This window comes from Salegentibacter holothuriorum, from assembly GCF_900168045.1.
GTDB lineage: Bacteria > Bacteroidota > Bacteroidia > Flavobacteriales > Flavobacteriaceae > Salegentibacter > Salegentibacter holothuriorum.
In genome coordinates this window covers 533,801-557,304 of record NZ_FUYY01000002.1, presented here as the reverse complement: position 1 = coordinate 557,304, position 23,504 = coordinate 533,801, and the positions used below count along the sequence as shown (strand labels likewise).

The 23,504-nt window shown below is 36.6% G+C and carries 16 protein-coding genes; 5 read left to right on the top strand and 11 right to left on the bottom strand.

Annotated elements, in window-relative coordinates; translation table 11 throughout:
- Position 1 precedes the first annotated feature (1 nt).
- Positions 2 to 940, top strand: a complete 939-nt coding sequence (locus B5X51_RS06870) for an N-acetylmuramoyl-L-alanine amidase (RefSeq protein WP_079720265.1) — start codon at positions 2 to 4, stop codon at positions 938 to 940.
- Between the two features lie 239 nt (positions 941 to 1,179).
- On the opposite strand, the gene B5X51_RS06865 is transcribed toward B5X51_RS06870, so the two are convergent.
- The 6 genes from B5X51_RS06865 to B5X51_RS06840 all read right to left on the bottom strand — a co-directional run bounded on the left by B5X51_RS06865 (position 1,180) and on the right by B5X51_RS06840 (position 11,325).
- Positions 1,180 to 2,409, bottom strand: a complete 1,230-nt coding sequence (locus B5X51_RS06865; protein WP_079720263.1) for a C40 family peptidase — start codon at positions 2,407 to 2,409, stop codon at positions 1,180 to 1,182.
- 69 nt (positions 2,410 to 2,478) lie between these two features.
- Positions 2,479 to 3,495, bottom strand: coding sequence for a dipeptide epimerase (locus B5X51_RS06860; protein WP_079720261.1), 1,017 nt, complete (start codon positions 3,493 to 3,495; stop codon positions 2,479 to 2,481).
- Between the two features lie 5 nt (positions 3,496 to 3,500).
- The gene (locus tag B5X51_RS06855) at positions 3,501 to 4,964 is read right to left on the bottom strand and encodes a sodium:solute symporter (RefSeq protein WP_079720259.1); all 1,464 of its coding nucleotides are present in this window, start codon (positions 4,962 to 4,964) and stop codon (positions 3,501 to 3,503) included.
- Between the two features lie 95 nt (positions 4,965 to 5,059).
- Positions 5,060 to 6,661 carry a glycoside hydrolase family 10-like protein gene (locus B5X51_RS06850; protein WP_079720257.1) on the bottom strand — a complete coding sequence of 534 codons (1,602 nt, stop codon included), beginning with the start codon at positions 6,659 to 6,661 and terminating at the stop codon, positions 5,060 to 5,062.
- Positions 6,662 to 6,755: 94 nt separating this feature from the next.
- Positions 6,756 to 8,258: a SusD/RagB family nutrient-binding outer membrane lipoprotein gene (locus B5X51_RS06845; protein WP_079720255.1), complete on the bottom strand. Its 1,503-nt coding sequence runs from the start codon at positions 8,256 to 8,258 to the stop codon at positions 6,756 to 6,758.
- Positions 8,259 to 8,262: 4 nt separating this feature from the next.
- Positions 8,263 to 11,325, bottom strand: a complete 3,063-nt coding sequence (locus B5X51_RS06840; protein ID WP_079720254.1) for a SusC/RagA family TonB-linked outer membrane protein — start codon at positions 11,323 to 11,325, stop codon at positions 8,263 to 8,265.
- Between the two features lie 271 nt (positions 11,326 to 11,596).
- Between B5X51_RS06840 and B5X51_RS06835 the strand changes: the two genes are divergently transcribed.
- Positions 11,597 to 12,352, top strand: a complete 756-nt coding sequence (locus tag B5X51_RS06835; RefSeq protein WP_079720253.1) for a DeoR/GlpR family DNA-binding transcription regulator — start codon at positions 11,597 to 11,599, stop codon at positions 12,350 to 12,352.
- A gap of 80 nt (positions 12,353 to 12,432) precedes the next feature.
- Here B5X51_RS06835 and murQ read toward each other — a convergent pair whose 3' ends face one another.
- From murQ to B5X51_RS06820, 3 genes are all read right to left on the bottom strand, one after another.
- The gene (gene murQ, locus B5X51_RS06830; RefSeq protein ID WP_079720252.1) at positions 12,433 to 13,248 is read right to left on the bottom strand and encodes an N-acetylmuramic acid 6-phosphate etherase; all 816 of its coding nucleotides are present in this window, start codon (positions 13,246 to 13,248) and stop codon (positions 12,433 to 12,435) included.
- A gap of 78 nt (positions 13,249 to 13,326) precedes the next feature.
- Positions 13,327 to 14,901 carry a beta-N-acetylhexosaminidase gene (locus tag B5X51_RS06825; protein ID WP_079720250.1) on the bottom strand — a complete coding sequence of 525 codons (1,575 nt, stop codon included), beginning with the start codon at positions 14,899 to 14,901 and terminating at the stop codon, positions 13,327 to 13,329.
- A gap of 15 nt (positions 14,902 to 14,916) precedes the next feature.
- Positions 14,917 to 16,182 (bottom strand): sugar MFS transporter, encoded by a 1,266-nt coding sequence (locus tag B5X51_RS06820; RefSeq protein WP_079720248.1) that lies wholly within the window; start codon positions 16,180 to 16,182, stop codon positions 14,917 to 14,919.
- Between the two features lie 318 nt (positions 16,183 to 16,500).
- On the opposite strand from B5X51_RS06820, the gene lepA reads away from it, so the two are divergent.
- Positions 16,501 to 18,297: a translation elongation factor 4 gene (gene lepA, locus B5X51_RS06815; protein ID WP_079720246.1), complete on the top strand. Its 1,797-nt coding sequence runs from the start codon at positions 16,501 to 16,503 to the stop codon at positions 18,295 to 18,297.
- A 68-nt stretch (positions 18,298 to 18,365) separates the two neighbouring features.
- Here lepA and B5X51_RS16025 read toward each other — a convergent pair whose 3' ends face one another.
- Positions 18,366 to 18,506, bottom strand: coding sequence for a four helix bundle protein (locus B5X51_RS16025; protein ID WP_245828723.1), 141 nt, complete (start codon positions 18,504 to 18,506; stop codon positions 18,366 to 18,368).
- A 302-nt stretch (positions 18,507 to 18,808) separates the two neighbouring features.
- Between B5X51_RS16025 and B5X51_RS06805 the strand changes: the two genes are divergently transcribed.
- A complete protein-coding gene (locus B5X51_RS06805; RefSeq protein WP_079720242.1) occupies positions 18,809 to 19,570 on the top strand; it encodes a YebC/PmpR family DNA-binding transcriptional regulator in 762 nt (253 codons plus the stop codon).
- On the opposite strand, the gene B5X51_RS06800 is transcribed toward B5X51_RS06805, so the two are convergent.
- Positions 19,567 to 21,489, bottom strand: a complete 1,923-nt coding sequence (locus tag B5X51_RS06800; RefSeq protein ID WP_079720240.1) for a cation:proton antiporter — start codon at positions 21,487 to 21,489, stop codon at positions 19,567 to 19,569. The genes B5X51_RS06805 and B5X51_RS06800 overlap by 4 nt on opposite strands.
- 188 nt (positions 21,490 to 21,677) lie before the next feature.
- Here B5X51_RS06800 and B5X51_RS06795 point away from each other — a divergent pair, with 188 nt between their 5' ends.
- Complete coding sequence (locus B5X51_RS06795; protein WP_176132733.1) at positions 21,678 to 23,462, top strand: cation:proton antiporter; 1,785 nt, start codon at positions 21,678 to 21,680, stop codon at positions 23,460 to 23,462.
- The last annotated feature ends 42 nt before the right edge of the window (positions 23,463 to 23,504 follow it).

Below are 23,504 nucleotides of genomic sequence, written 5' to 3'. Positions count from 1 at the left end.
GATGAGAAGTTTTTATCCGCTTTATATTGTCCTTTTAGTGGGAATTATAATTACTTCATGTGGTTCTAATCCCTATACTAAAACCAATAGAATTTATAAAAAGCAGGTAAAAAATTATAGTAAAAAATTACAGCAGTTCCCTACCCGGGAAAACCAAAACGAATCCGCACTCAATTATGGTGAATACTGGGTAGGAACTACTAATTTTAATATGCGCAAGCCAAATTACGTGGTTTTACACCATACTGCGCAAGATTCTGTAGGGCAAACCTTAAATACTTTTACACTCCCAAGAACTCAAGTAAGTTCACATTATGTGATCGCTAAAAATGGCGAAATTTACCATATGCTTGACGATTACTTTAGGGCCTGGCACGGCGGCGCTGGCAAATGGGGTAATAATACTGATTTAAATTCCTCTTCTCTTGGAATTGAAATTGATAATAATGGTAAAGAACAATTTACCGATTTACAAATTATCAGCCTAATAGACATACTTAAAGTTCTTAAAGATAAGTACAATATTCCAGCTGAAAACTTTATTGGCCATTCTGATATTGCACCTTCGAGAAAGGTAGATCCTAACGCTAATTTCCCCTGGGAAAGATTGGCGGAAGAAGGCTTTGGTTTATGGTATGATGAAGCTGAAGTAAAAACATTGAAGCTTGAAGCCGAATTCTTTAAACCGAATCCTTTGGCGATTCACCTCAACACCAGGCTTAATAACCGAATCCCATTTATAGACAAATTGGTTTTTCCAGAAGTAATTCCCGCCGATTTCAATATTGAAAACGCACTTAAAATTATAGGTTTTGATACCTCAGATTTAGAAGCCGCTAAAAGTGCCTTTAAACTTCATTTTATACAAAAAAATTTAGAACAGCCTTTTGGTACGTATGATTTAAAAGTGTTGTATATAATGCACAAGAAATATTTGTAATAGAAAAATCTCAAAGGTTTTAGAAACTTATAAAGGTTACGTGATAAGTTTAAATTTTGATTTCCAATGCCTCTTAGTTTTACGTCAAGCTGAACTTGTTTCAGCTTCTAACTTGTTTTGAGCAAATAAAATCTTAGATCTCCGAATAAATTTCGGAGCAAGCTCTGAAACAAACTCAGGATGACGACTTCAATAACACTCGCAGAATCCCTTTCTAATAGTATAAGATTTATTAAAACCTACATCTTCACTTCTTCAACTTCAGAAGTAGTAAAAAGATCGGTGTTTTTTAGATAGATTAAGCCTTTATCTTCTTTGTTAAGTATCCTTTTAGAACGTAAGTAACGATTGTAGTTATATTCATCAAAATCTTCAGCTTCGGTATCAAAATTACTAATATGCACCTCTCCCATGGAATGAATAAACTTATTATCTCCAATCCACATGCCTACGTGAATTACGCGTTCTGAAGTAGAATCGGTGGCCGGTTTTCCAAAGAAAAGCAAGTCACCTTTTTCAAGATTTTCAAAATTCTTGTCAGAATCTACTATGTCTCCGGTACGAATTTGCTGGGAAGCATCTCGCGGAATTACCATCCCGTTTAAAAAATAAATGGTTTTGGTATAACCGCTACAATCTACGCCTTTTGAGGAAGTACCGCCCCATAAATAAGGTAATCCCATCAGTTTATTTGCCGTTGCCACAAGGTCTTCTTTGTTTTGTTCTAAAGAAGCTACCCATTCTTGATAAGGCTGGGCGTAAGCTTTCTCTACAAAAGCTTTCTTGCCATTTGGATACGCAACCCAGTAAAAATTATTTTGTTCTCTTAAAAGCTCTAAAACGTTCCCGGCCACAAGATCTGAAACTGTTTGCGAGTTTGAATTTGCTTCGGAATAAGAATTTCCGGTAGGTTCGGTAAAAATCAGTTTTTCCTGAGATTTCCAGGCCGAGAATTCTTCTTTAGTCATATTTTCAATTCCACCATAATCTACCCAGGCTAGATACCCCTCCGGCGTTTGAACATAATACCAACCTCCTTGCTTTTTATAAACTTTAAGCGGCATTCCAAGCGTGGCCTGAGTTACCAATTGTGCAGAGTGTTTAGGCTCGTCACGAAGGTTTGCTACCGATATTTTTACCACGCCACGAATTTTATCTTCTAAAGCTTTTGTATCTGGCAGCACCTGAATGCTATCGGTAAACTTGATGTTTTGTGACTCTAGCTTTTCTTTTAATGACGTTACCGCTTCAGGATTGTTAGATTCTCCTTTAAGAATATAAGTTTCTCCGGTTTTTTCAGCCGTAACTTCAAAGAGAGCTACCCGGCCATCTGGCGCGTAGTTTTCTTTTACTTCCGCTATTTTGTTTTGAAGCGGATTCTCCTCTTTTTCTTCTTTTTTCTCCTCGCAGGAAGCAAATAAGAAAAGTGTTAAGAGAAAGGTCAAATAAGGTATTGTAATTAATTTCATTGGTGATTATTTTTACTTTTTTCTTCAGAGAGTTAGATTCTGAAACGAGTTCAGAATGACGTGATTTTTCTATTTATCATATAATTCAACCCCGGTGCCGTTTCTTTTAGGGAAATGTACTTTTTCGTCATAGACTTTTACACCATCAGCGATATCATTTTTAATTAAAAGTCCGCCGTCCATATCTACAAAATCCAAGAGCGGCAATAATTGTGCAATGGCTGAAATTCCCACCGTAGATTCTGTCATACAACCCACCATTACTTTTAAACCTAGCGATTTTCCTTTTAAAATCATTCTTTTCCCGGGTGTGAGTCCGCCGCATTTTGTGAGTTTAATATTAATTCCGTGAAAATAACCCGCGCACTTTTCTACATCACTTTCCTCAATACAACTTTCATCGGCAATAAGTGGTAAAACCGATTCTTTATAGAGTCTTTCCATTCCCTCCCAATCATTTGTTTTTAAAGGCTGTTCCAAAAATTCCACATTTAATTCTTTTAGAGCTTTTGCATTTTCTATAGCCTGGTCTACCGTCCAGGCCGCATTGGCATCTACCCTAAAAACTGAATTGGTATGCTTACGTAGTTCTTTTATAATGGCTACATCATCTTCGGTACCCAATTTAATTTTATAAAGTGGCCAGGGAAATTCTTTGATCTTCTGAGCCATTTTTTCTACAGAATCTATCCCAATGGTATAATTAGTAAGCGGAATATGATCTAAATTCAAGCCCCATAATTTGTATAGGGGTTGCCCATTTCTTTTCCCGTGTAAATCGTGCATCGCGATATCCAGCGCACATAATGCAAATGGATTATCTTTTAAATGCGGATAGGTTAATTCCCATAGGTCTTCTGGTTCCAGTAGAATATTTTCAGTAATTAAACCTTCAATTTTAAGAATATCGGCCTGCATTTTTTCAATCGAAACGCCGTAATAGGACGTTGCTGTAGCTTCTCCATAACCGGTAAATCCACGATCGCTTAATGAAACGATTAAAGTAGGCTGAAAATCCCTTGAACCGTGACTTATGGTAAAAGTGTTTTTAAGCTCCAGGTTAAATGAATGAAATTCTAGCTGCATTATTTTTAATTGTTTTTTGGAGAAATCTCGTCAATTTTCGCTTTATATAGTGTAAAAAGACCTAACATAGTAATTGCTGCATTAACCAACAAAATTTCAAAACCAAACTCATAACCATTAAACCAATCTTCGGAATTGAAATCTAAAATTACTGAAATTACCGGCGACAAAATACAAACCAGTGGCACCCATTTATCCCGAACCGGGTTTTTATTTAGCAATCCATAGGCAAATAGACCTAAAAGAGGACCATAAGTGAAGCCGGCCACTTTAAAAACCGTACTTACTACACTACTATCATTTAAGGAATTAAAAACTATAATCACCAAAAACATTAATATTGTGAAGCCAATATGGACCAGCATCCTTGTTCTTTTCTGATTTTTTTCCTTCTTCTGAATATCTAGAATATCTACACAAAATGAAGTAGTGAGGGCGGTTAAGGCCGAATCTGCACTGGAAAAAGCGGCAGCGGTAATTCCTAATAAAAAAACAATACCCGCGAGAATTCCAAAGTGATTTAATGCCAGTAACGGGTATAGATCGTCTGTTCTCTCTGGAATTGCGATTCCCTGATCCAGGGCGTATTTGTAAAGTAAAACACCAAGAGACAAAAAGAGTATAGTAGAAAAGAAAAATACGATAGAAAACCAGAAAATATTTTTTTGTGCTTCCCCTTTATTTTTGCAGGTAAGGTTCTTTTGCATCACGTTTTGGTCAAGTCCGTTCATCGCGATAGTTATAAATATTCCCGCGAGAAAACTCTTAAAAAAAGCATTGTTAGAGCGCCAATCCCAATCGAAAATCGTAGATTTTTCACTATTGGCTACAGTTGCGAATACATCGGTGAATTCCAACCCCATATGATCTACAATCATAAAAATACTTATTACCACCGCCAATAGTAAAAAACTGGTTTGCAGGGTGTCTGTCCATACAATAGTTTTTATACCTCCTCTAAAGGTATAAAGCCAAATTAAAGCAATGGTGATCATTACTGTTACCCAAAACGGGATTCCGAAGGCATCAAAAAATGCAATTTGCAAAACTAAAGCTGCTAAAAACAATCTAAAAGAAGCTCCTACTGTTTGAGAGATAAGAAAAAATGAAGCACCGGCATAATAGGAATTTTGCCCAAACCGATCTTTTAAATATTCATAAATAGAAATCAATTTCAGTTTATAAAACAAAGGAATTAAAACAAGCGCGATAACCGCATAACCCACCATATTTCCCATTACAAACTGTAGGTAAGTCCAGTTTGAATTTCCTACCTCACCCGGCACCGAAATAAAGGTAACCCCAGATAAAGTGGCACCCACCATCCCATAGGCCACAAGAAACCACGGCGATTGCCTGTTTGCAGTAAAGTATGTATTGTTATCTGCTTGCTTTGAAGTAAAATGGCTAATAGCCATTAAAAGCAAAAAATAACCGGCTATAACACCAAAAACTAGAAAAGGGCTCATAAATAATTAATTTACTCGATAATCGAGATTTAATGCTCCAAGGCTTAGCTTGAAATCTATTTTTTTCATTTAAGGGCTCGTGGTCTTACCCTGAGTTAATTTACTTTTATTTCTATAAACTCACTTTGATTTCCATTACGGTCTACCGAAGTTATTCCTATTTTCTCAAGTTGAACCTTCTTTACCCCTACTTCTTTTTGTAAGCTCTGACTTCTTTTTTCGGAATTAAAAATTTTATAATCCCAGTTTCCGGTTTCATATTTAAAATACAAAACCCATTTTTTTATATCCTCATCATTTTCAACACCCCAGGTCATTTCAATTTTATCCAGGTCTTCATTTACGGTAACATTAGGAATTTGAGGTGGGGTATTATCTAACCAGGGACTTGGGGGAACCAGGGTTTTCTTTCTATACGGCCCTTCCTTTATCGCTTTTGCAAGTTCCTTATTTTTTAGTAAAGGCCCTATACTCCAATGTACTGCACCTTTGCTTTGCGGAAGCATTCCCCGGGTAATCATAATTTGATTGATCACTTCAGTAATATGCATTTGGTCACCTTCGCCTCCCACATTCATTCCCGGCCATAAATGACGCTGTTTGGTGTTTTCACTTTGCCACCAACCTAACAACTCAGGAAAACTCTGCTCCAACTGACTGATTTTCCAATATAATTGTGGAGTATAATAATCTATCCAGCCTTTATTTAACCAAAGTTTGGCATCTGCATATAATTTATCGTACTGGTCGTAGCCTTTTACAGATTCAGGATAGCCAGGACGCCAAATTCCAAACGGACTTAGCCCAAATTTTACGTGCGGTTTTTCAGCTTTAATTTCCTCATAAATTCTTTTAATGAACACATTTACACTTTCCCTACGCCAATCCCCGCGTGAAAGTTCACCACTGGCAGCCTGGTAGGATCTCCAACTGCTATCATCGGGAAAATCTTTACCGTTATTATAAGAATCATAAGGGTAAAAATAATCGTCAAAATGAATACCATCTACATCATACCGCTTTACAATATCCATCACTACCGCTGATGAACGATCTTGCGTTCCTTTTTGGGCAGGATCCATCCACCACATTCCATTTTCAAGTTCTACAACAAGTTCTGGGTTTGTTTTAATAATGGATTTTTCACTAATTTCTTTTCCGGTTGTATGATGAGCCCTATAAGGATTTAACCACACATGTAATTCTAAACCGCGCTGATGAGCAGCATTTACCCAGAATTTAAGCGGATCGTAATAAGGCTCCGGAGCTTTCCCCTGTTCTCCGGTAAGGTAATAAGACCAGGGTTCTATTTCACTATTATAAAGGGCATCAGCCTGGGGACGCACCTGAAAAATAACCGCGTTAAAATTATGAGCCTCTAGAAAGTCAAGAAGTTCCAGCGCTTCTTGCTGTTGTGCTGATGTAGACAGCCCCGGTTTGCTGGGCCAATTGATATTGGCAACAGTTGCAATCCAGGCTGCACGGAATTCCTCGATATTTTTTGGGGTATTGGGATCCCATTTTACTTCCTCTTTGGGTAGTGCTTCAGGCGTTTCAACTTCTTCAGGGATTACCTCAACTATTTCCTCGGTATCTGGGCTAACCGGTACTTCAGGAGTTTCTGGAATTTCCCGGGTTGATTTACAGGAGTAAAAAAACAAGAATACAGCAAATAGGGAAAGAATTGTTTTTTTCATAGTTTGAAGATTTTAGGAGCAATTAAAGAAAAATAATAATATAAAACCCTTCAAATAAACTTTGAAGGGTTTTATATTATTTAAACATCAAGGTTTACTCCTGTGTATCCCACCATAATGGAGTTGTTAGTCTCACATAAGGATCATTGTCTGGCATATTCTCGTAGTTACGATCTTCTTCATTGTATTCATACATCATTGCTCTTAACCAATCGTTCTCACCTGGAAAAAGAGTTACATTCACATTTTCAGGCCTTTCTAAACCAGGATAAATATCTGAACTGTAATCCATTCTTCTAAAATCTACCCAGGTTTCTGGATTAAGCATGTTTGCAATATATTTTTGTACGAAAATTTGAGATAAACCAAAATTGGTAATAGAAATCTCTTCTTCTATTGTTTCTAAATATGCTGCTGTCTCCTCTGCTGAAATATTCAATTTATTTAGATCGGCTTCAACTCCTTCTTTATAAGCCTGATATGCACCAGGTTCATCAGAACTTCTATATTTAGCCTCTGCTTCAATAAACTTCAACTCGCTATAAGTCATCATAAAAGTTGGAGAATCTGGTGAAGTATAAAAGCCGCCATAGCCTATAGAATAGTTATCTCCTTCTCCGCCAGGTACACCAGCACCGGTTTTAACACCCTGGTAACCTCCATTCACAGCTTCTGTAACGATTACTGGTAGCCTGGGATCCTGAACATCTGCGTATTCGTTTAATGGGTTTTTCAAAAGTTCAACAAAAAATTCAGAAAAGTAATCAAATCTTGTAGAGCCATAACCGCTTTCGCTGAATGGTTGGTTATCATTAGAAGCCTCTCCTCCACCATAGCTTATAAAAGCATTATCTGCATTAGAATTAAAGCCTTTTTGAACAGCCTCTAAAACCATTTGGGGATTGTATGCGTGTTCGCCAGAATTCTTCTTAGTAAGATGGTTTAAATATCGTGCTTTAATGGAGTATGCAAATTTCTTCCATTGTTCTAAATCTCCATTGAATAAGATGTCCCCTCCTTCATCATTTAAACCTAATTCACTTTCCTGGTCTAACTCTAACACAGCCTCATCAAGAATTTTAAAAATTCTTTCATAGATTACTTCCTGAGAAACAAATTCTGGTTCTAATTTTATAGATTCTTCAGGATTATAGCTATCATCCAAGACTATAGAGCCATACTGATCTGTGGCCATACCTAATAGATAGGCGCGTAAAATTTTTCCTACGGCAGTATAATGAGGAGCGTTGAACTTTTCACCTAAATAAATAAGATCTGCTGTATTTGGAAGTGCATAAACATATACATTTTGCCATAAGAAATAACTACCTGTTGATAGAAAAGTGTTCCAGGACTCAGAGTAGTAGGCGGCTGTATTTTGAGATCCATACTGCACAACCCCTAGCACTTCTCTCATCCCTCTATATTGAGCGGTAGCTACTGTATTCTCTATAGCTCCTTCAATACGGTACTGAGGCGAAAGCTCTGTAGTTGTTGGTTGTGTTACCGAATCGTTTACATCGAAATAATCATCACTACACGCACCTACCGTTATTACCGCGGTTAGTAGTAGAAAGTATTTATAATATTTTTTCATTTTCTTAAAATTTAAATCTTAATCCTAAATCAAAACCTTTGGTATTTGGAGTTCCTAAATTATCAATACCCATTGACCCTGCACCCTGAATTCCGGCACCATAGGTATTAACTTCAGGATCTACTCCAGAGTAATCTGTTATGGTAAATAAATTTCTACCTGTAATAGAAATTTGAGCTGATACCATATTTAATTTTTCTAATAATGCAGTAGGTACGTCATAACTTAATGTTGCATAACGTAATCTCGCAAAGGAAGCATCTTCAATAAAATTTTCTGCATTTTGTGAATAATATTGCTGGTAATACTGTTGATCTGTAACTTGTGTAGTATTAGGTTGGCCATTTGCTAAAACTCCTTCTACAACTCTTACTCCATCTGAAGATCTATCTAAGGTTTCTTCTCCAAGACCATAGTAAATAAATGCAGATTTTGTAGCATTATATGCTTCCTGACCTTGCACTAGATCGAGTAAAAATGAGAAATTAAAGTTCTTATAAGATAAGTTATTGGTAAACCCTAAGGTCCAGTCTGGAAGACGATTCACATCTTCAAAGATTACGGTTTCCAATTCCGGTAAACCATCTGCTCCAATAATAAGTTCCTGCTGATCGTTTCTTACAGCTTGGTAACCTCTAAGGCCAAATAAAGATCCGTTCAAAATAGCTGCACCGGCGGCAGTGTTACTAAAAGTCCAGGAATCTGAAAGATAAACTTCATCTAGCTGTCCAGGTAATTCAATAACATCACTTTTATTAAGTCCGAAATTATAAGTCATATTCCATTGAAAAGCATTTCCCCTTTCAAATAATTTGGCGGTTACTAAAGCCTCAATTCCTTTGTTTATAATAGACCCGCCATTTAAAGTAGCATAAAATGTTCCCGCTGAAGGTGGAACCCTAATATCTTCAAGAATTTGATTTTTGGATTTACTGTAATAAACACTTAAATCTAAACCTAATCTATTTTTAAAGAATCTAGCGTCAATTCCTGCCTCGTAACTATCGGTAAACTCCGGTTCTAACGCTGGATTACCAATATCTACCCCATTATAAGTATAAGCCGAACTCGCAAGTGGATTTATATTTGTTCCTAAAAAACTATTTAAAGCTCCTATTGGGGCATCTTTTCCGGCTTGAGCCCAGGTTGCTCTAAATTTCATAAACGACAATCCATTATCACTGGTAATATCGTTTCCGGCCTGCTCAAATAAATCGGTTATTACTGCCGATGTTCCTATAGAAGGATAAAAGAAAGATCTTTTATCTTCGGGCAATGTTGAAGACCAGTCATTTCTTCCTGTAAAGTTTAAGAACAGCGCATCCTTCCATCCAAACTTCACCTCTCCAAAAACACCTACTGCTCTTCTTCTAGTTATCAATTCAGTAATTGATTGATTTTCTTGCGAAACGTTTCCTATGCTATATATTCCAGGAGCCTGAAAACCATCTCCATAGGTATAAACGCTATGTACTTTATAATCTTCAACCATATTACCTACCAAAGCATCAATTTCAAAATCTTCACTTACCGCTTTACTATAGCTTAAAATAAGGTTTGAAGTAGTTTTTCTATTTTCACGCTGAAACTGGCTAATATAACCTTCAGATCTATTTTCAATTAAGGATCCAGTGCCAATAACACGTTTGCTTGTTTCTGAGAAATAATCTGTTCCCAGTTTATAAGACAAATTAAAATCGTTCAAAAAGTCATAGCTTAGATTTACAATTCCTATTAATCTATTCACCTTGTTATCGTTAGGACTGTTTTCTATACTCCAGTAGGGATTATCAAAAGTTTGATCTTCATAAAATCTTCTTTGCGAACCATCTTCAGCATAAAAATTCTGAATATCTATGTTTATAGGATAAGATAATAAGCTGCTATAGCTACTACCTGAAGCATTACCTTGCTTAGTACTACCAACCTCGGTTACTACATAGTTTGCCGAGGCTCCAACGGTAAGCTTATCCCCTAACTTAGAAGTAGTATTTATTTTAAAGGAGGTTTTATCATAATTAGTTCCTTCTATAACGCCATCTTGAGAAAGGTCTCCAATAGAAAGATACATTGTGCTGCTTTCTGTACCTCCTGAGTAACTAACATTATGATTTTGAGTTATAGCTGTTTCGTAAAAATCTTCTATATGATTATAAGTCTCCTGATTTTCAACAACAGAACCCCAGCTAAAATTAGATTCCTTTTCATAGCTAAAACCATCAGTACTCAAAATTTGAGTCCCTTGCCCAAATTGCTGCTGCACCTCAGGAGTTCCCAAAACTTCATCTACAGAGAATGTTCCCGAATAAGAAATCGTACTTACACCAGCTTTTCCTTTCTTAGTTGTAATAATTACAGCCCCTTCTGCCGCTTGTATCCCGTATAATGCAGCCGCTGCTGGCCCTTTAAGTACCGAAACATTTTCAATATCTTCAGGGTTTAAATCTGCCGCCCTGTTTATACTGGCAACAGTTAAACTTGAACTTGTAGAGTTGTCAATTGGAATTCCATCTACTACAAACAATGGTTGATTATTCCCGGTAATAGAAGTTCCCCCTCTAATCAAAATTGCGGTAGAAGAACCAGGGGCACCCCCTGAATTTGAAATAGTAACCCCTGACACTTTTCCCTGAAGACCACTCACTACATTGGTTTTGTTTCCTTCAAGAATTTCCTCAGAATTCACTTCCTGTACCGCATAACCCAAAGCCTTCTCCTGCCTTTCTATACCAAAAGCCGTCACTACAACTTCATTTAAACTTTCAGTATCTGTAAACATAGAGACCTCCAAAGTATTTTTATCTCCTATAACGATTTCCTTTCTTACAAAACCTAATGAAGAAAAAACTAAAATAGTTTCATCACCCCCAGTTATTGTAAGCTTAAAGTTCCCATCAAAATCTGTTACTGTTCCATTGCTGGAATTTTTTTCTATTACATTTACTCCGGGCAGTGGTAAACCACTTTCATCTGTTATAGTACCCGAAATTTCTCTCTCCTGCGCCCAAACCTGGATAGAAAATAGGCAAAGCAAAATTAAGATCGATGTACGAAATCGTTTTTCCATATTATTATATTAACAATTGATTATGAAACAAACATATTATATAAATACATTAATAGCAATTAAATATTGCAATAATTTGCTTTATATGCAATTTTTTATAAAGTAACAGTTTATTTCTTGCTATTTTTAATCGCAAATTCGGAATTTTAATAGAAAAATAGTAATCTTACCTTGTAGTTCATATTCAGTGGATTTTAACATATTAATGGGATTTGAATTAATTAAACTATAAAGCCTTACTTTAAACTAAACCCAGCATCAAAATATTTATATGAAAAAAACAGAACGCCATCAAATTATTCTCGATGAAGTACATCTACATAATAGGGTACTACTAAGTGATTTAACCAGAACCCTCAACGTATCTATGGACACCGTGCGAAGGGATCTTATGGAGTTGGATAAATTAAAACAACTAAAAAAAGTTCACGGAGGCGCTGTTTCTAATGGATTCAATATTCATTCTGATAATACCAGGGAGGTTTACGAATATGAAAACAAATCTATTATTGCAAAAAAAGGTATAGAGCTTTTAAATCACGGCGATGTGATTCTTATTAGCGGCGGATCTACTAACCTGGAACTGGCAAAATTAGTTCCCAGGAAAATGAATCTAACCTTCTTTACCCCCAGCCTACCTATGGCGGTAGAGCTGCTAAACAACGTCTCAAAAAATGATGAAGTACACCTTATTGGAGGAAAACTATCAAGAGGGTCGCAACTTGCTGCCGGCGGAAGCGCTATTAATCTTTTATCTGAGATTACCGCAGATATCTGTTTTCTTGGTACCGGTTATATGGATATTAAAAAAGGTATTACAGAACTGGACTGGGAGGTTGCCCAAATGAAAAAAGCCATGGTGAAATCTTCAAAAAAATTAGTTTCGCTCACCATTTCTAAAAAACTAAATACCTATAATCGTTTTAAGGTTTGTGATACTCTTGTTGTAGATACTTTAATTACTGAATTAGCCCCAAACGCTCCAGAATTGCAAGAGTATGAAAACAAGGGTTTGGATTTATTATAAATAAGTATTTGCCAAATAATATCCTGCTGAGTCTGCTTTGGAAATATTACCAGGCATTCAATCTAGATCTTATGTAGGTCTTAAGGCTTATATTCAGCTAGAACGCTTCTTACGCTCTTGTAGGTTTGTAATAATTTTGAAGCTTCTGCTTCATCAACATTTAATTCTTCCATAATCATACGAATTCCGCGGCTAACCAACTTTTTATTTGATAGTTGCATATCTACCATTTTATTGCCCTTTACGCGGCCCAGCTTAATCATAACCGAAGTAGATATCATATTTAATACAAGTTTCTGAGCCGTTCCGGCCTTCATCCTTGTACTTCCCGTTACAAACTCGGCTCCTGTAACTACCTCTACCGGAAATTCACAAGCTGCGGCCAATGGGCTACCTGAACTACAGGTAACACAACCGGTAATAATACCTTTGGAACGTGCCTCTTTTATTCCACCAATCACATAAGGAGTGGTTCCCGAGGCGGCAAGGCCTACCAATACATCTTTTTCTGATATTTTATATTCCTGAAGATCTTTCCAGGCTTGCTTCGTATCGTCTTCTGCGTTTTCTACCGCATTCCTCAATGCAGTATCTCCGCCAGCAATTAATCCGATTACTAATTGGTCTGAAACTCCAAAGGTTGGAGGACACTCTGAAGCATCTAAAACTCCAAGTCTTCCGCTTGTTCCTGCTCCAATATAAAACAATCTACCCCCAGCTTCCATTTTTGGAGCAATGGCATCCACTAACTTTTCAATTGCCGGAAGCTCTTTTTCAACACTTTCTGAAACGCTCTTATCCTCTTTATTGATATTACTGAGCAAAGCCGAAGTACTCATCTTTTCTAAATTATTGTACTTAGAGGTTTTTTCGGTATCGGGATTGGTATGTTCCATTGTTAAGTTTAATTAAAATACTCCCCGATTGTATTTAAATCAGGGAGTAATGTTTTCAGTAAAATTATCTAAAATAATTTAAAACTTAGATTCAGGCATAAATTCTGAAAAAATACCTTTTTTAGGATCACTATTCCACTCTACTTCCGGGCTTCTAAAATAATTCACGTCCATAAAGTCAAGTCGAAGACCTTGTGCTCCCAAACGCTCTATAAAGCTCTTATAATCCTTGTTTTCTTCTTTAGTCCAGCCTACTTCTGCCATTGCAATACTTCTTGGCCAAAATCTATCGTCGGCAGCTTCGTCAGAAAGTACCATCTCGGTCCAAACCGGAGCCTCTACTCCAATAGTATTGGGATTTGTTACTTTAAAATTATAAGTATCTTTTAAAGAAACTCCATTTTCCTGGCACCAATTATTGGTCATTTCCTGACCTGGAACATTGGCATGATCAAAATAAAAACTCGAACAAATAGATTCTATAATAGGGGTTTTTACAACACTCTTGGTTTTACCATTCCAACGCTGGCTAATAAAAGTAGTGTCTACCGCAGCTTGGGTTACTTCTTCCCAACCTATAGTTGTTTTTCCAAGATTTTGAACAATAGAGTCGGCTTTTATTACAAACTCCCTGTAACGTTCATCTTCAATTTCATCTCCACCAATATGTAGGTAATCTCCGGTAGTAATTGACGCCATTTCGCCTAATACCGTAGCTACAAAATCGTAAATTTCTGGTTTATCAAGACAAAATTTACTCCATCCAACCTCGTAACCATGAAAAAGTTCCGGCGGTGTTGCTCTCCTTGGTTCAATATTGCTTAAATCATCGCAATTTAATTCGGGGTAAGCCATTAAGGCAGCATAAATATGTCCCGGTATATCAATTTCAGGTACAATTACAATATTCCTGGCCGCTGCGTATTCCTGAATGTCTTTATACTCTTCCTGAGTTAAAAATCCAGACCTACCACCTTTAACGGCACCTTTGCTTCCTAACTCTGTTAACTTAGGCTTTTGTTTTATCTCTATACGCCAACCCTGGTCATCGGTTAAGTGCAGGTGAAGTTTGTTTAACTTATAAAGAGCCATGCGGTCTATATGCTTTTTAATATAATTTGGGCCAAAAAAGCTACGTGCCACATCTAACATAGAACCACGCCATTCAAATCTTGGAGTATCTGTTATAGAAACTTGAGAAAGTTTAATTTCTTCGGAAACTTTTTCATTTTCAATTCCAGATGGAAACATTTGGCGTAAGGTTTGGATAGCATAGAAAAGGCCGGCTTCTGTAGCCGCTTCTAGCCTAACATTACTTGAAGAAATATCTAAATTATAGCCTTCTTTCCCCAAAGTTTCTTCCAGTTCTGGATTAATATTAAGATTAAAACCGTTACAATTTTCTCCCCGCATAGTATAACTTTGTGTGTAGGTATTTTGCAACAATCTCTGCAGCCAGGCAGCCGATGCTTCTGCACCGGAATTAAAACAAACCACTGTTCTTTCCTGAAGTGTAAAAAAATCGTCTTTCCACTCAACTTCTGCTGGCTGCGGGATGATTGCCGGTTTTTCAACATTGGGTTCTTGTGCGGATAAACCCAACTGAAAAAACATTAAAAACACTAAGCTAAACTTGATACTAAAACTTTTCATAATAAAATCTTTATTTTATTTTATTTTATGCCCTTTTGCGGCAAAAAACCAGATATACAAATAACTTGGAATTACAATCCAATAGGCAGATTGAGGATCAAAAGTATCAGCTAAATACCCATAAATAAGTGGTAAAATAGCTCCCCCTGCAAGTGCCATAATTAGAAAAGAAGATCCTATTTTGGTAAATCTACCCAATCCATTAAGAGCTAAAGGCCAAATTGCCGGAAATACCAGCGCATTTGCTAAACCTAATAAAGAAATAAACAGTACTGAAATATACCCATCGGTAAAAATGGCGCATAGACCAAGAATAATTCCTAAAATACCCGAGATTTGTAATGCCTTTTGTTGACTGATGTATTTAGGGATAGTCACTGTACCAATTAAATAACCTACAATCATAGCTATTAACGTGTATGTAGTAAAGAATTTGGCAACCCCGGTGGCGATACCCTGACCATCTTTTGCGTAACTAATTACAGTATCCCCCGCAATTACTTCAACCCCAACATATAAAAACATAGCAAGGGTTCCCAATAATAAATTAGGGAATTGAAGCACACTCGTTTTATTTTTATTGGCAGCAGCAACGGTTTCATCTTCCCCATCGGTTTCAATTTCCGGTAAAGCAGAATAATAAATAAGTACTGCAAGGCCTACCAGAATTACAGCCATTATTGCATAAGGCGTAATTACAAGAGAAGCAAGTTCATCTAACTCTGCTGATTTAGCTACGGCACCCATACCTTCTAATCTAGCTTCTACGGCATCCATATTTTTAAGTAAAATGGCACCAAAAATAATTGGAGCCAAAGCACCGGCTACCTTATTACAAATTCCCATAATACTAATTCGCTTCGCCGCACTTTCTATTGGCCCAAGAATAGTGATATATGGATTAGCCGCAGATTGCAGTAAAGCCAAACCAGTTCCCTGAACAAATAAACCAAAAAGGAACATAGTATAAGTTCTTGACATCGCTGCAGGTATAAAAACTAAAGCACCAACTGCCATTACTACTAAACCTAGTGACATTCCGTTTTTAAAACCTATTTTTTTTAAAACCCAGGCGGCAGGAATAGCCATCACGAAATATGAAATATAAGAAGCAAAGGCCACTAGATAAGACTCGAAATTATTTAACTGACTGGCAGTTTTTAGAAAAGGAATAAGTACCGAGTTTAGCCAGGTTACAAAGCCAAAAATGAAAAATAATACACCAATGATGATAATAGATCTACTGGTGTTGTTTTGATTAGTTGCGGGATTAGCAGCCATAAGCGTGTGTCTTAATTATTATTAATATTTATTTTAGGCTAAACTTAACGCCTTTTTAGAAAATTCTAACATAATTGTCTCCTACAAAAAAAAGAAACTTTTTTACAACTAATGTATACTTAAGTAAGTTTTTTTATAATTAACTAAAAGATAAGGTATTTTTTTATTTATATAAGTTTAATAAACCATTACTCAAGCATTCAACCTTCTTATAATTCTTATATTCTATCTTTCTTTTTTGGACTATGAAATAAACTATATTTGTAAACTTAAATTTGTTGATTAGCCTTTTAGGAATTCAATTATTAAAAATACCCGATGAAGCATATAAGAAACTTCTGTATAATCGCCCATATTGACCACGGAAAAAGTACCCTGGCAGATCGCCTTTTAGATTTTACAGGTTCAGTAACCGATCGTGAAAAACAGGAACAACTCCTGGATAGTATGGATTTAGAACGCGAACGTGGCATTACTATTAAAAGCCATGCCATACAGATGGACTATGAATTTGAAGGTGAAAAATATGTTTTAAACCTAATTGATACACCGGGACACGTAGACTTTTCATATGAAGTTTCACGTTCTATTGCGGCTTGTGAAGGTGCTCTATTGATAGTAGATGCCGCACAAAGCATACAGGCACAAACCATTTCTAACCTATACTTAGCCCTGGAAAACGATCTTGAGATAATTCCTGTACTTAACAAAGTAGATTTACCCAGTGCTAACCCAGAAGTTGTAAGCGATGATATTGTAGACCTTCTTGGATGTGAATATGAAGATATTATTCCTGCCAGTGCAAAAACTGGATTAGGAATTGAAGAAATTCTGAAGGCGATTATAACGCGAGTTCCGGCACCAAGCGGAAAAGTAGATGCTCCTTTAAGAGCACTTATTTTTGATTCGGTTTACAATCCATTTCGTGGGGTGGAAACCTATTTTAGAGTGATTAACGGATCGATCAAAAAAGGCCAGAATATAAAATTTGTAGCTACCCAGAAAAATTATTTTGCTGACGAAGTGGGAACGTTGCGTCTAAAGCAATTCCCGCGAAAGGAAATAAAAACGGGTGATGTTGGTTACCTTATCACGGGGATTAAAGATGCCCGAGAAGTGAAAGTTGGGGATACCATTACCGATGCTAAAAATCCTACTACTGAAGCTGTAGCCGGGTTTGAGGATGTAAAACCAATGGTATTTGCCGGTATTTATCCCGTAGACACAGAAGATTATGAAGAACTAAGAAGTTCTATGGAGAAATTGCAGCTTAATGACGCCTCCCTGGTGTTTTTACCGGAAAGTTCTGCGGCATTAGGTTTTGGTTTCCGTTGTGGATTTTTAGGAATGCTTCACCTGGAAATTATTCAGGAAAGATTAGAGCGTGAATTTGATATGACGGTGATTACTACCGTACCTAACGTATCTTACAATGCCTTCACCAATAAAAATCCTGATGATCTCATCCTGGTTAACAATCCATCAGATTTACCCGAACCTTCTTCTTTAAACCGGGTGGAAGAACCTTTTATTAAAGCCACTATTATTACTAAAGCCGATTATGTTGGGAACGTAATGTCGCTTTGTATTGAAAAAAGAGGAGAAATCACCAATCAAATTTATTTAACTCCTGAAAGGGTGGAACTAAGTTTCGATATGCCTTTGGCAGAAATAGTTTTTGACTTTTACGACAGGCTAAAAACCGTTTCCAGAGGTTATGCTTCCTTTGATTATTCACCTATAGGAATGCGCGAGTCTAAACTGGTTAAGGTAGATGTTTTACTTAACGGAAACATTGTAGATGCCCTTTCTGCCTTACTTCATGTAGATAACGCTTACGATATTGGAAAGAAAATGTGTGAAAAACTTAAGGAATTAATTCCAAGGCAACAGTTCGATATTCCAATCCAGGCAGCTATTGGTGCAAAAATTATTGCGCGTGAAACCGTAAAAGCACTTAGAAAAGATGTTACCGCCAAATGTTATGGTGGTGATATTTCGCGTAAAAGAAAACTTTTGGAAAAGCAGAAAAAAGGTAAGAAACGTATGCGACAGGTAGGAAATGTGGAAATCCCTCAGGAAGCATTTATGGCGGTTTTGAAGTTGAATGATTAATTAGTCGGTAGACTTTAGTCTTAAGATTGTAGTATTTATTTCCTGATCAGATAGTTCTACAAGATCTTTTAAAGATTATATTCTTCTAATTCAAGATAGTTTTGACGCTGTGCAATCTCTACGCAAACGACACATTCTTTAACTGAATTCAAGGATATTTGAAGATAACGGCGAAATTCAGATTTTGAACTACCTGATCCTTCTGCAATATTAAGAGCTATAGAAATGGCAACTCTTCGAAATTGGGAAGTTAGTCCATAAACTTATTCTTTTGGAAATTCTTTAGTTTCCACATAAATCTATCAGTCAAAATCAAAGACTTTTGATAAACCTTAGGTTCCTCTAAATTAAATTTTTACATTTCCATTTATCTGAATATATAAAATCTTTCATTGGATAACCATTTTCATATCATTTCTTAACTTGTAGTTCATTTTTTAAATTTGTGGTGAATTAAATTAAGTGGTAGCTTTTTCTAAGGCCTACCGTCTAATGACTAAAGACTAAAAAAATGGCCGGACATAGTAAATGGGCAAATATAAAGCACCGAAAAGGTGCACAGGATAAGAAGCGTGCAAAGCAGTTTACCCGAGCAATCAAAGAAATTAGCGTTGCAGTAAAAGAAGGTGGTGGGCCAGATCCTGAAGCCAATCCTGCGCTACGTAATGCGATTTCTAATGCCAAGGGTGTGAATATGCCCAAAGACACCATAGAACGTGCTATAAAGAAGGCTAGCGGCACTGATGCTGATAATTATGAACTGGTAACTTTTGAAGGATATGGCCCCAACGGAATAGCTTTTTTTATTGAGTGTACTACAGATAATACAAATAGAACTGTAGCTTCAGTACGTTCTACATTTTCCAAAAATGATGGAAACCTGGGCACTAATGGTTCTCTGGAGTTTCTTTTTGACAAAAAAGGAGTTTTTACCATTGAACGTGAAAAGATTGAGGTGAATCTTGAGGAGTTTGAACTGGAACTTATTGAAGGTGGAGCCTCAAAAATTGAAAAAGAAGAGGATTTTATAACAATCTATACTGAATTCACTGATTTTGGCTTAATGTCTTCAAAATTAGAAGACCTGGAAATAGAAGTTAAATCTTCTGAAGTTCAACGCATTCCACTAAATACAGTAGAATTACCGGTTGAAGATGCCAAAAAAATACTAAACCTCGCAGAAAAGTTTGAAGACGATGATGATGTTCAGAATGTATATCACAATATGGAAATCACCCACGAATTAGTAGCAGAATTGGAAAAGGAAGATTAATTGTTCTCTTCCTCTTCCTGTTTTTGCTTTTCCTGTTGAATATCTTCTTCGGCTTCTTCTTGATCTATGGTATCATCATAGTCCTGTTCATCCTTTTCCTCTTTCTGGATTTTTTTACCAACATAAACCAATTGACAATCCCCCGAAATTTCTACTTCAGAGCTATGAGAAGGAATTATAATAAGTTTTCCTTCTTCATCTTTAACAAATAACGGAATAATGTCAGGATCGGTTTTTGAAATTTCTATGAGTCCGTTATAATGCTCTTTGCTGTTTAAATCTATTTCGTGGATGGTAGGGAATTTCCTGGATACTTCGGTTAATTTAATATAGTCATCGGTGGGAGAGAACAATCCTTCTGACGGATTTTTCTCGGGGTTGTTCATCTCATCGGCTGTAATTACCCTAAAAGTTCCATTTTCGCCAAATTGTTTCTTAAACTTTTTAATAGCCGTTTTATTAATACTGCTGTTTGCAGTTAATGCCATTACAAAGCCTATATCATTTAGTTCCACATTATTCATAAGATCGTCTGCAAAGACACTGCCCTCAATTGCATCGATTCCTAATTTTCTTGCTTTTAATACGTTATCAGAATTACTATCTAATAAAACTACACGCCTGTTATTTTCGGTAAGGTATTTTCCTATTAAACGTGAGATAGAGGAAGCGCCCACAATTAAAATTCCTTGTGAATTTTTAATAAAAACTCCTACAAGCTTGGCAAATACCCGGGCGGTTGCCGCATTTAGCAAAACCGAGCAAAGTACGATCATAAAAACAAGCGGGGTAATATACTCGGCCCCTTCCACGCCTTCTCTGGAAAGCCTAAGACCAAATAAAGATGCGATACCTGCGGCCACTATACCACGTGGTCCAACCCAGCTTATAAAGGCAATTTCATTCCATTTTAAACCGGCGCCGAGGGAACTTAAAATAACGCCTATTGGCCTTACAAGTAAGGCTACGATTCCAAATAAAATAAGCGAGTTCCAGTTAAAAACAAGTAAAAGATCCTCGATTTCGATATTCGCGGCCAGTAAAATAAAAAGTATGGAAACCAGTAAAACGCTTAAGGATTCTTTAAAATATAGCAATTCCTTAATATTTGGCAGGTCTTTATTACCCATTACCATTCCCATTACAACTACCGCAAGTAGCCCGCTCTCATGCGCAAAAATGTCTGCGAGTACAAAAACACCCAAAACGGTTGCAAGCGTGAATACGTTAAGCAAATAATGGGGAATAATTTGTTTTTTAATCAGAAAACCAAGTAAGTGCGCAAAAGTAAATCCGAAGGTGAATCCAAACAGAAGAATTTTTCCAAATTCAATTAGCGCGGTTTGCGTAAAATCCTGCCCGCCTTCAACCCGAATAAATTCGAACATGAGTACAGAAATTAAGGCTCCAATAGGGTCAATAAGAATCCCTTCCCATTTCAGCACCGATGAAACATGCGATTTTAAGGGTATATTTCTAAGAATAGGTGAAATAACGGTAGGCCCTGTAACGACAATTAATGCTGAGAATAAAAATGATATTTGCCAGGACAGATCAAAAATAAAATGCGCGGCCAAACCAGCTCCAATAAAAGTAACCAAAGTACCCACGCTAATTAACTTTAAAATTACCGGGCCAATGTTCCCAACTTCACTTTTTTTAAGGGTTAAACCTCCCTCAAACAAGATTACAGAAACTGCGAGAGATACAAAATAAAACAGGCTTTCTCCGGGAAAAAGACCTTTAGAGCCATTCCAAATTGGCTCTACCCATTTGGTTCCATCTTCACTAATTAATGTTGAAATAGGCCCAACTAAAAGCCCTATAAGTATAAGTGGTAAAATTGCGGGAGTTTTAATTTTCCAGGCCAACCATTGCGCCAGGATCCCCAATATTATCAAACTTGCCAGTTCTAACATGCGTACATTTTTTAGCTATAAATTGCTATTTACAAAAATAGCTTGATTTAACCGCAAGTATATAAGGAATTTGGGGTTTTTAAAATAAAAAAATCTTTTTTTGTTTGAGCCCACATTTATTTTAACTATTTACGTATATATTGTGAAAATAGTAATATTTTGTAGCTTTAATTGTTAAAATGTTTTCTATGGAAGAGTTAAATATACTTAGTTTATTGATCATTTTAGCTAGTGCCTGGTTAGGAGGATCGGCAGCGAAAAAATTAGGTTATCCAGCTATTTTGGGAGAGCTAATTATAGGGATAGTTCTAGGGCCAGCAATATTTGGATTACTGGAAACTTCTGAAATGATTAACGTATTGGCAGAGGTAGGGATTATTCTTCTTATGGTTTACATTGGCATGGAGATTAATTTTCGAGACCTTGGAAAAGCATCATGGCCAGGACTTTTAGCCGCTATTGGAGGGTTTATAGTTCCATTTGTATTAGGCTATTACACCATAATTTATTTTGGAGGCACACAAATGGCTGCCATTTTCGTGGCAATAGCCGTTGCCGTTACCTCTCTAGCCACCAAAAGTAGGATTTTAGTTGATCTAAAATTGCTCAATACAAGAATAGCTTACGTACTTATGGCCGGCGCCCTTATTTCTGATACCCTTGCGCTGGTTATTTTTGCTGGAATTATAAGCTATGTAGATGCAGGAAGCATAGATACGCTTGGGCTTGCATGGGTTGCGGGAAAAGCTATCTTATTTTTTGTTTTTACAGCCCTCGCGGGGATTTACCTTTTACCATTATTGGGTAAGTTTTTAATGCAGTCTAAAATTAACAGCCGTACACTTCACTTTACTTTAATTCTCATTATCGTGCTTGGTTTTTCCGAATTAGCTGAAGTAGCTGGTTTACATAGTATTCTAGGAGCTTTTATGGCCGGTTTATTTATTAGAGATGGCGTTTTTAATCGCCAAATTTCCAAAGACATCAACAATATATTTCACGATATTTCTATAGGATTTTTAGCTCCTATTTTCTTTGTTTCCGCAGGATTTAATGTAACCCTGGAGGTATTTCAAACAGACCTGGTAATGCTTATTGTAGTTACATTAGTGGCTATGATAGGGAAAATTTTTGGTACAGCCCTGTTTTATCTTCCCAGTGGTTATGGCTGGCGAGAAGGTATTGCCGTAGGAACAGGAATGAACGGTCGTGGTGCAGTAGAAATTATTATTGCAGGTATTGGCTTACAAATGGGTATCATCACCAATGAGATCTTTTCTATCTTGGTTTTTATGGCCATTTTTACCACATTAACGGTTCCTTTACTATTAACCTGGACCACAAACTGGCTAAGAAAAAGAAACGAATTGGTACACCAGGAATCCAGGAGTGGTTATATTATTTTAGGTGCCAATCCGCTTGGTTTATATATGGCAAAAAAACTTCAGGATAAGAATGAAGTGATCATTATAGATGCCAACCGGGAAATGGTGGCAGAAGCTAAAAAACAAGGTTTCAACAGTATGTACGGCAATATTTTAAAAGAAGAAACCCTTGAAGATGCAAATGCTGCAGAGAAAGGCACTTTTATTGGGCTTACCGGTAATAGCGAAATAAACTACCTGGCCGCGCAACTTGCCGATGATGCGTTTTATATTCCAAATAAAATTGTATTGGTATCACCAAGTGAAACCGGTGCAGATGTAAATATGCTGGACAAAATTAAAGCTACCTCACTTTTTGCCAATAAAACCGAATTAGAGCCATGGGCATTGAAAATTAGTAAAGGTGATTTTAAAGAAAACACAATAACTATTAAAGAAGAAATCTCCACCCGGGAATGGGTAAAAGAACATAAGGGAAATAAAAATTCAATTTTGCCCTTTTTTATAATTAATACAGAAGGAGTTAAAAGGCCTTTCCATTATAACGATACAGTTACAGAAGGCGAACAAGTGATTTATTTGGAATAATATGTAATTTTTACTCGATAATCAAGATTTAAATACCCTAAG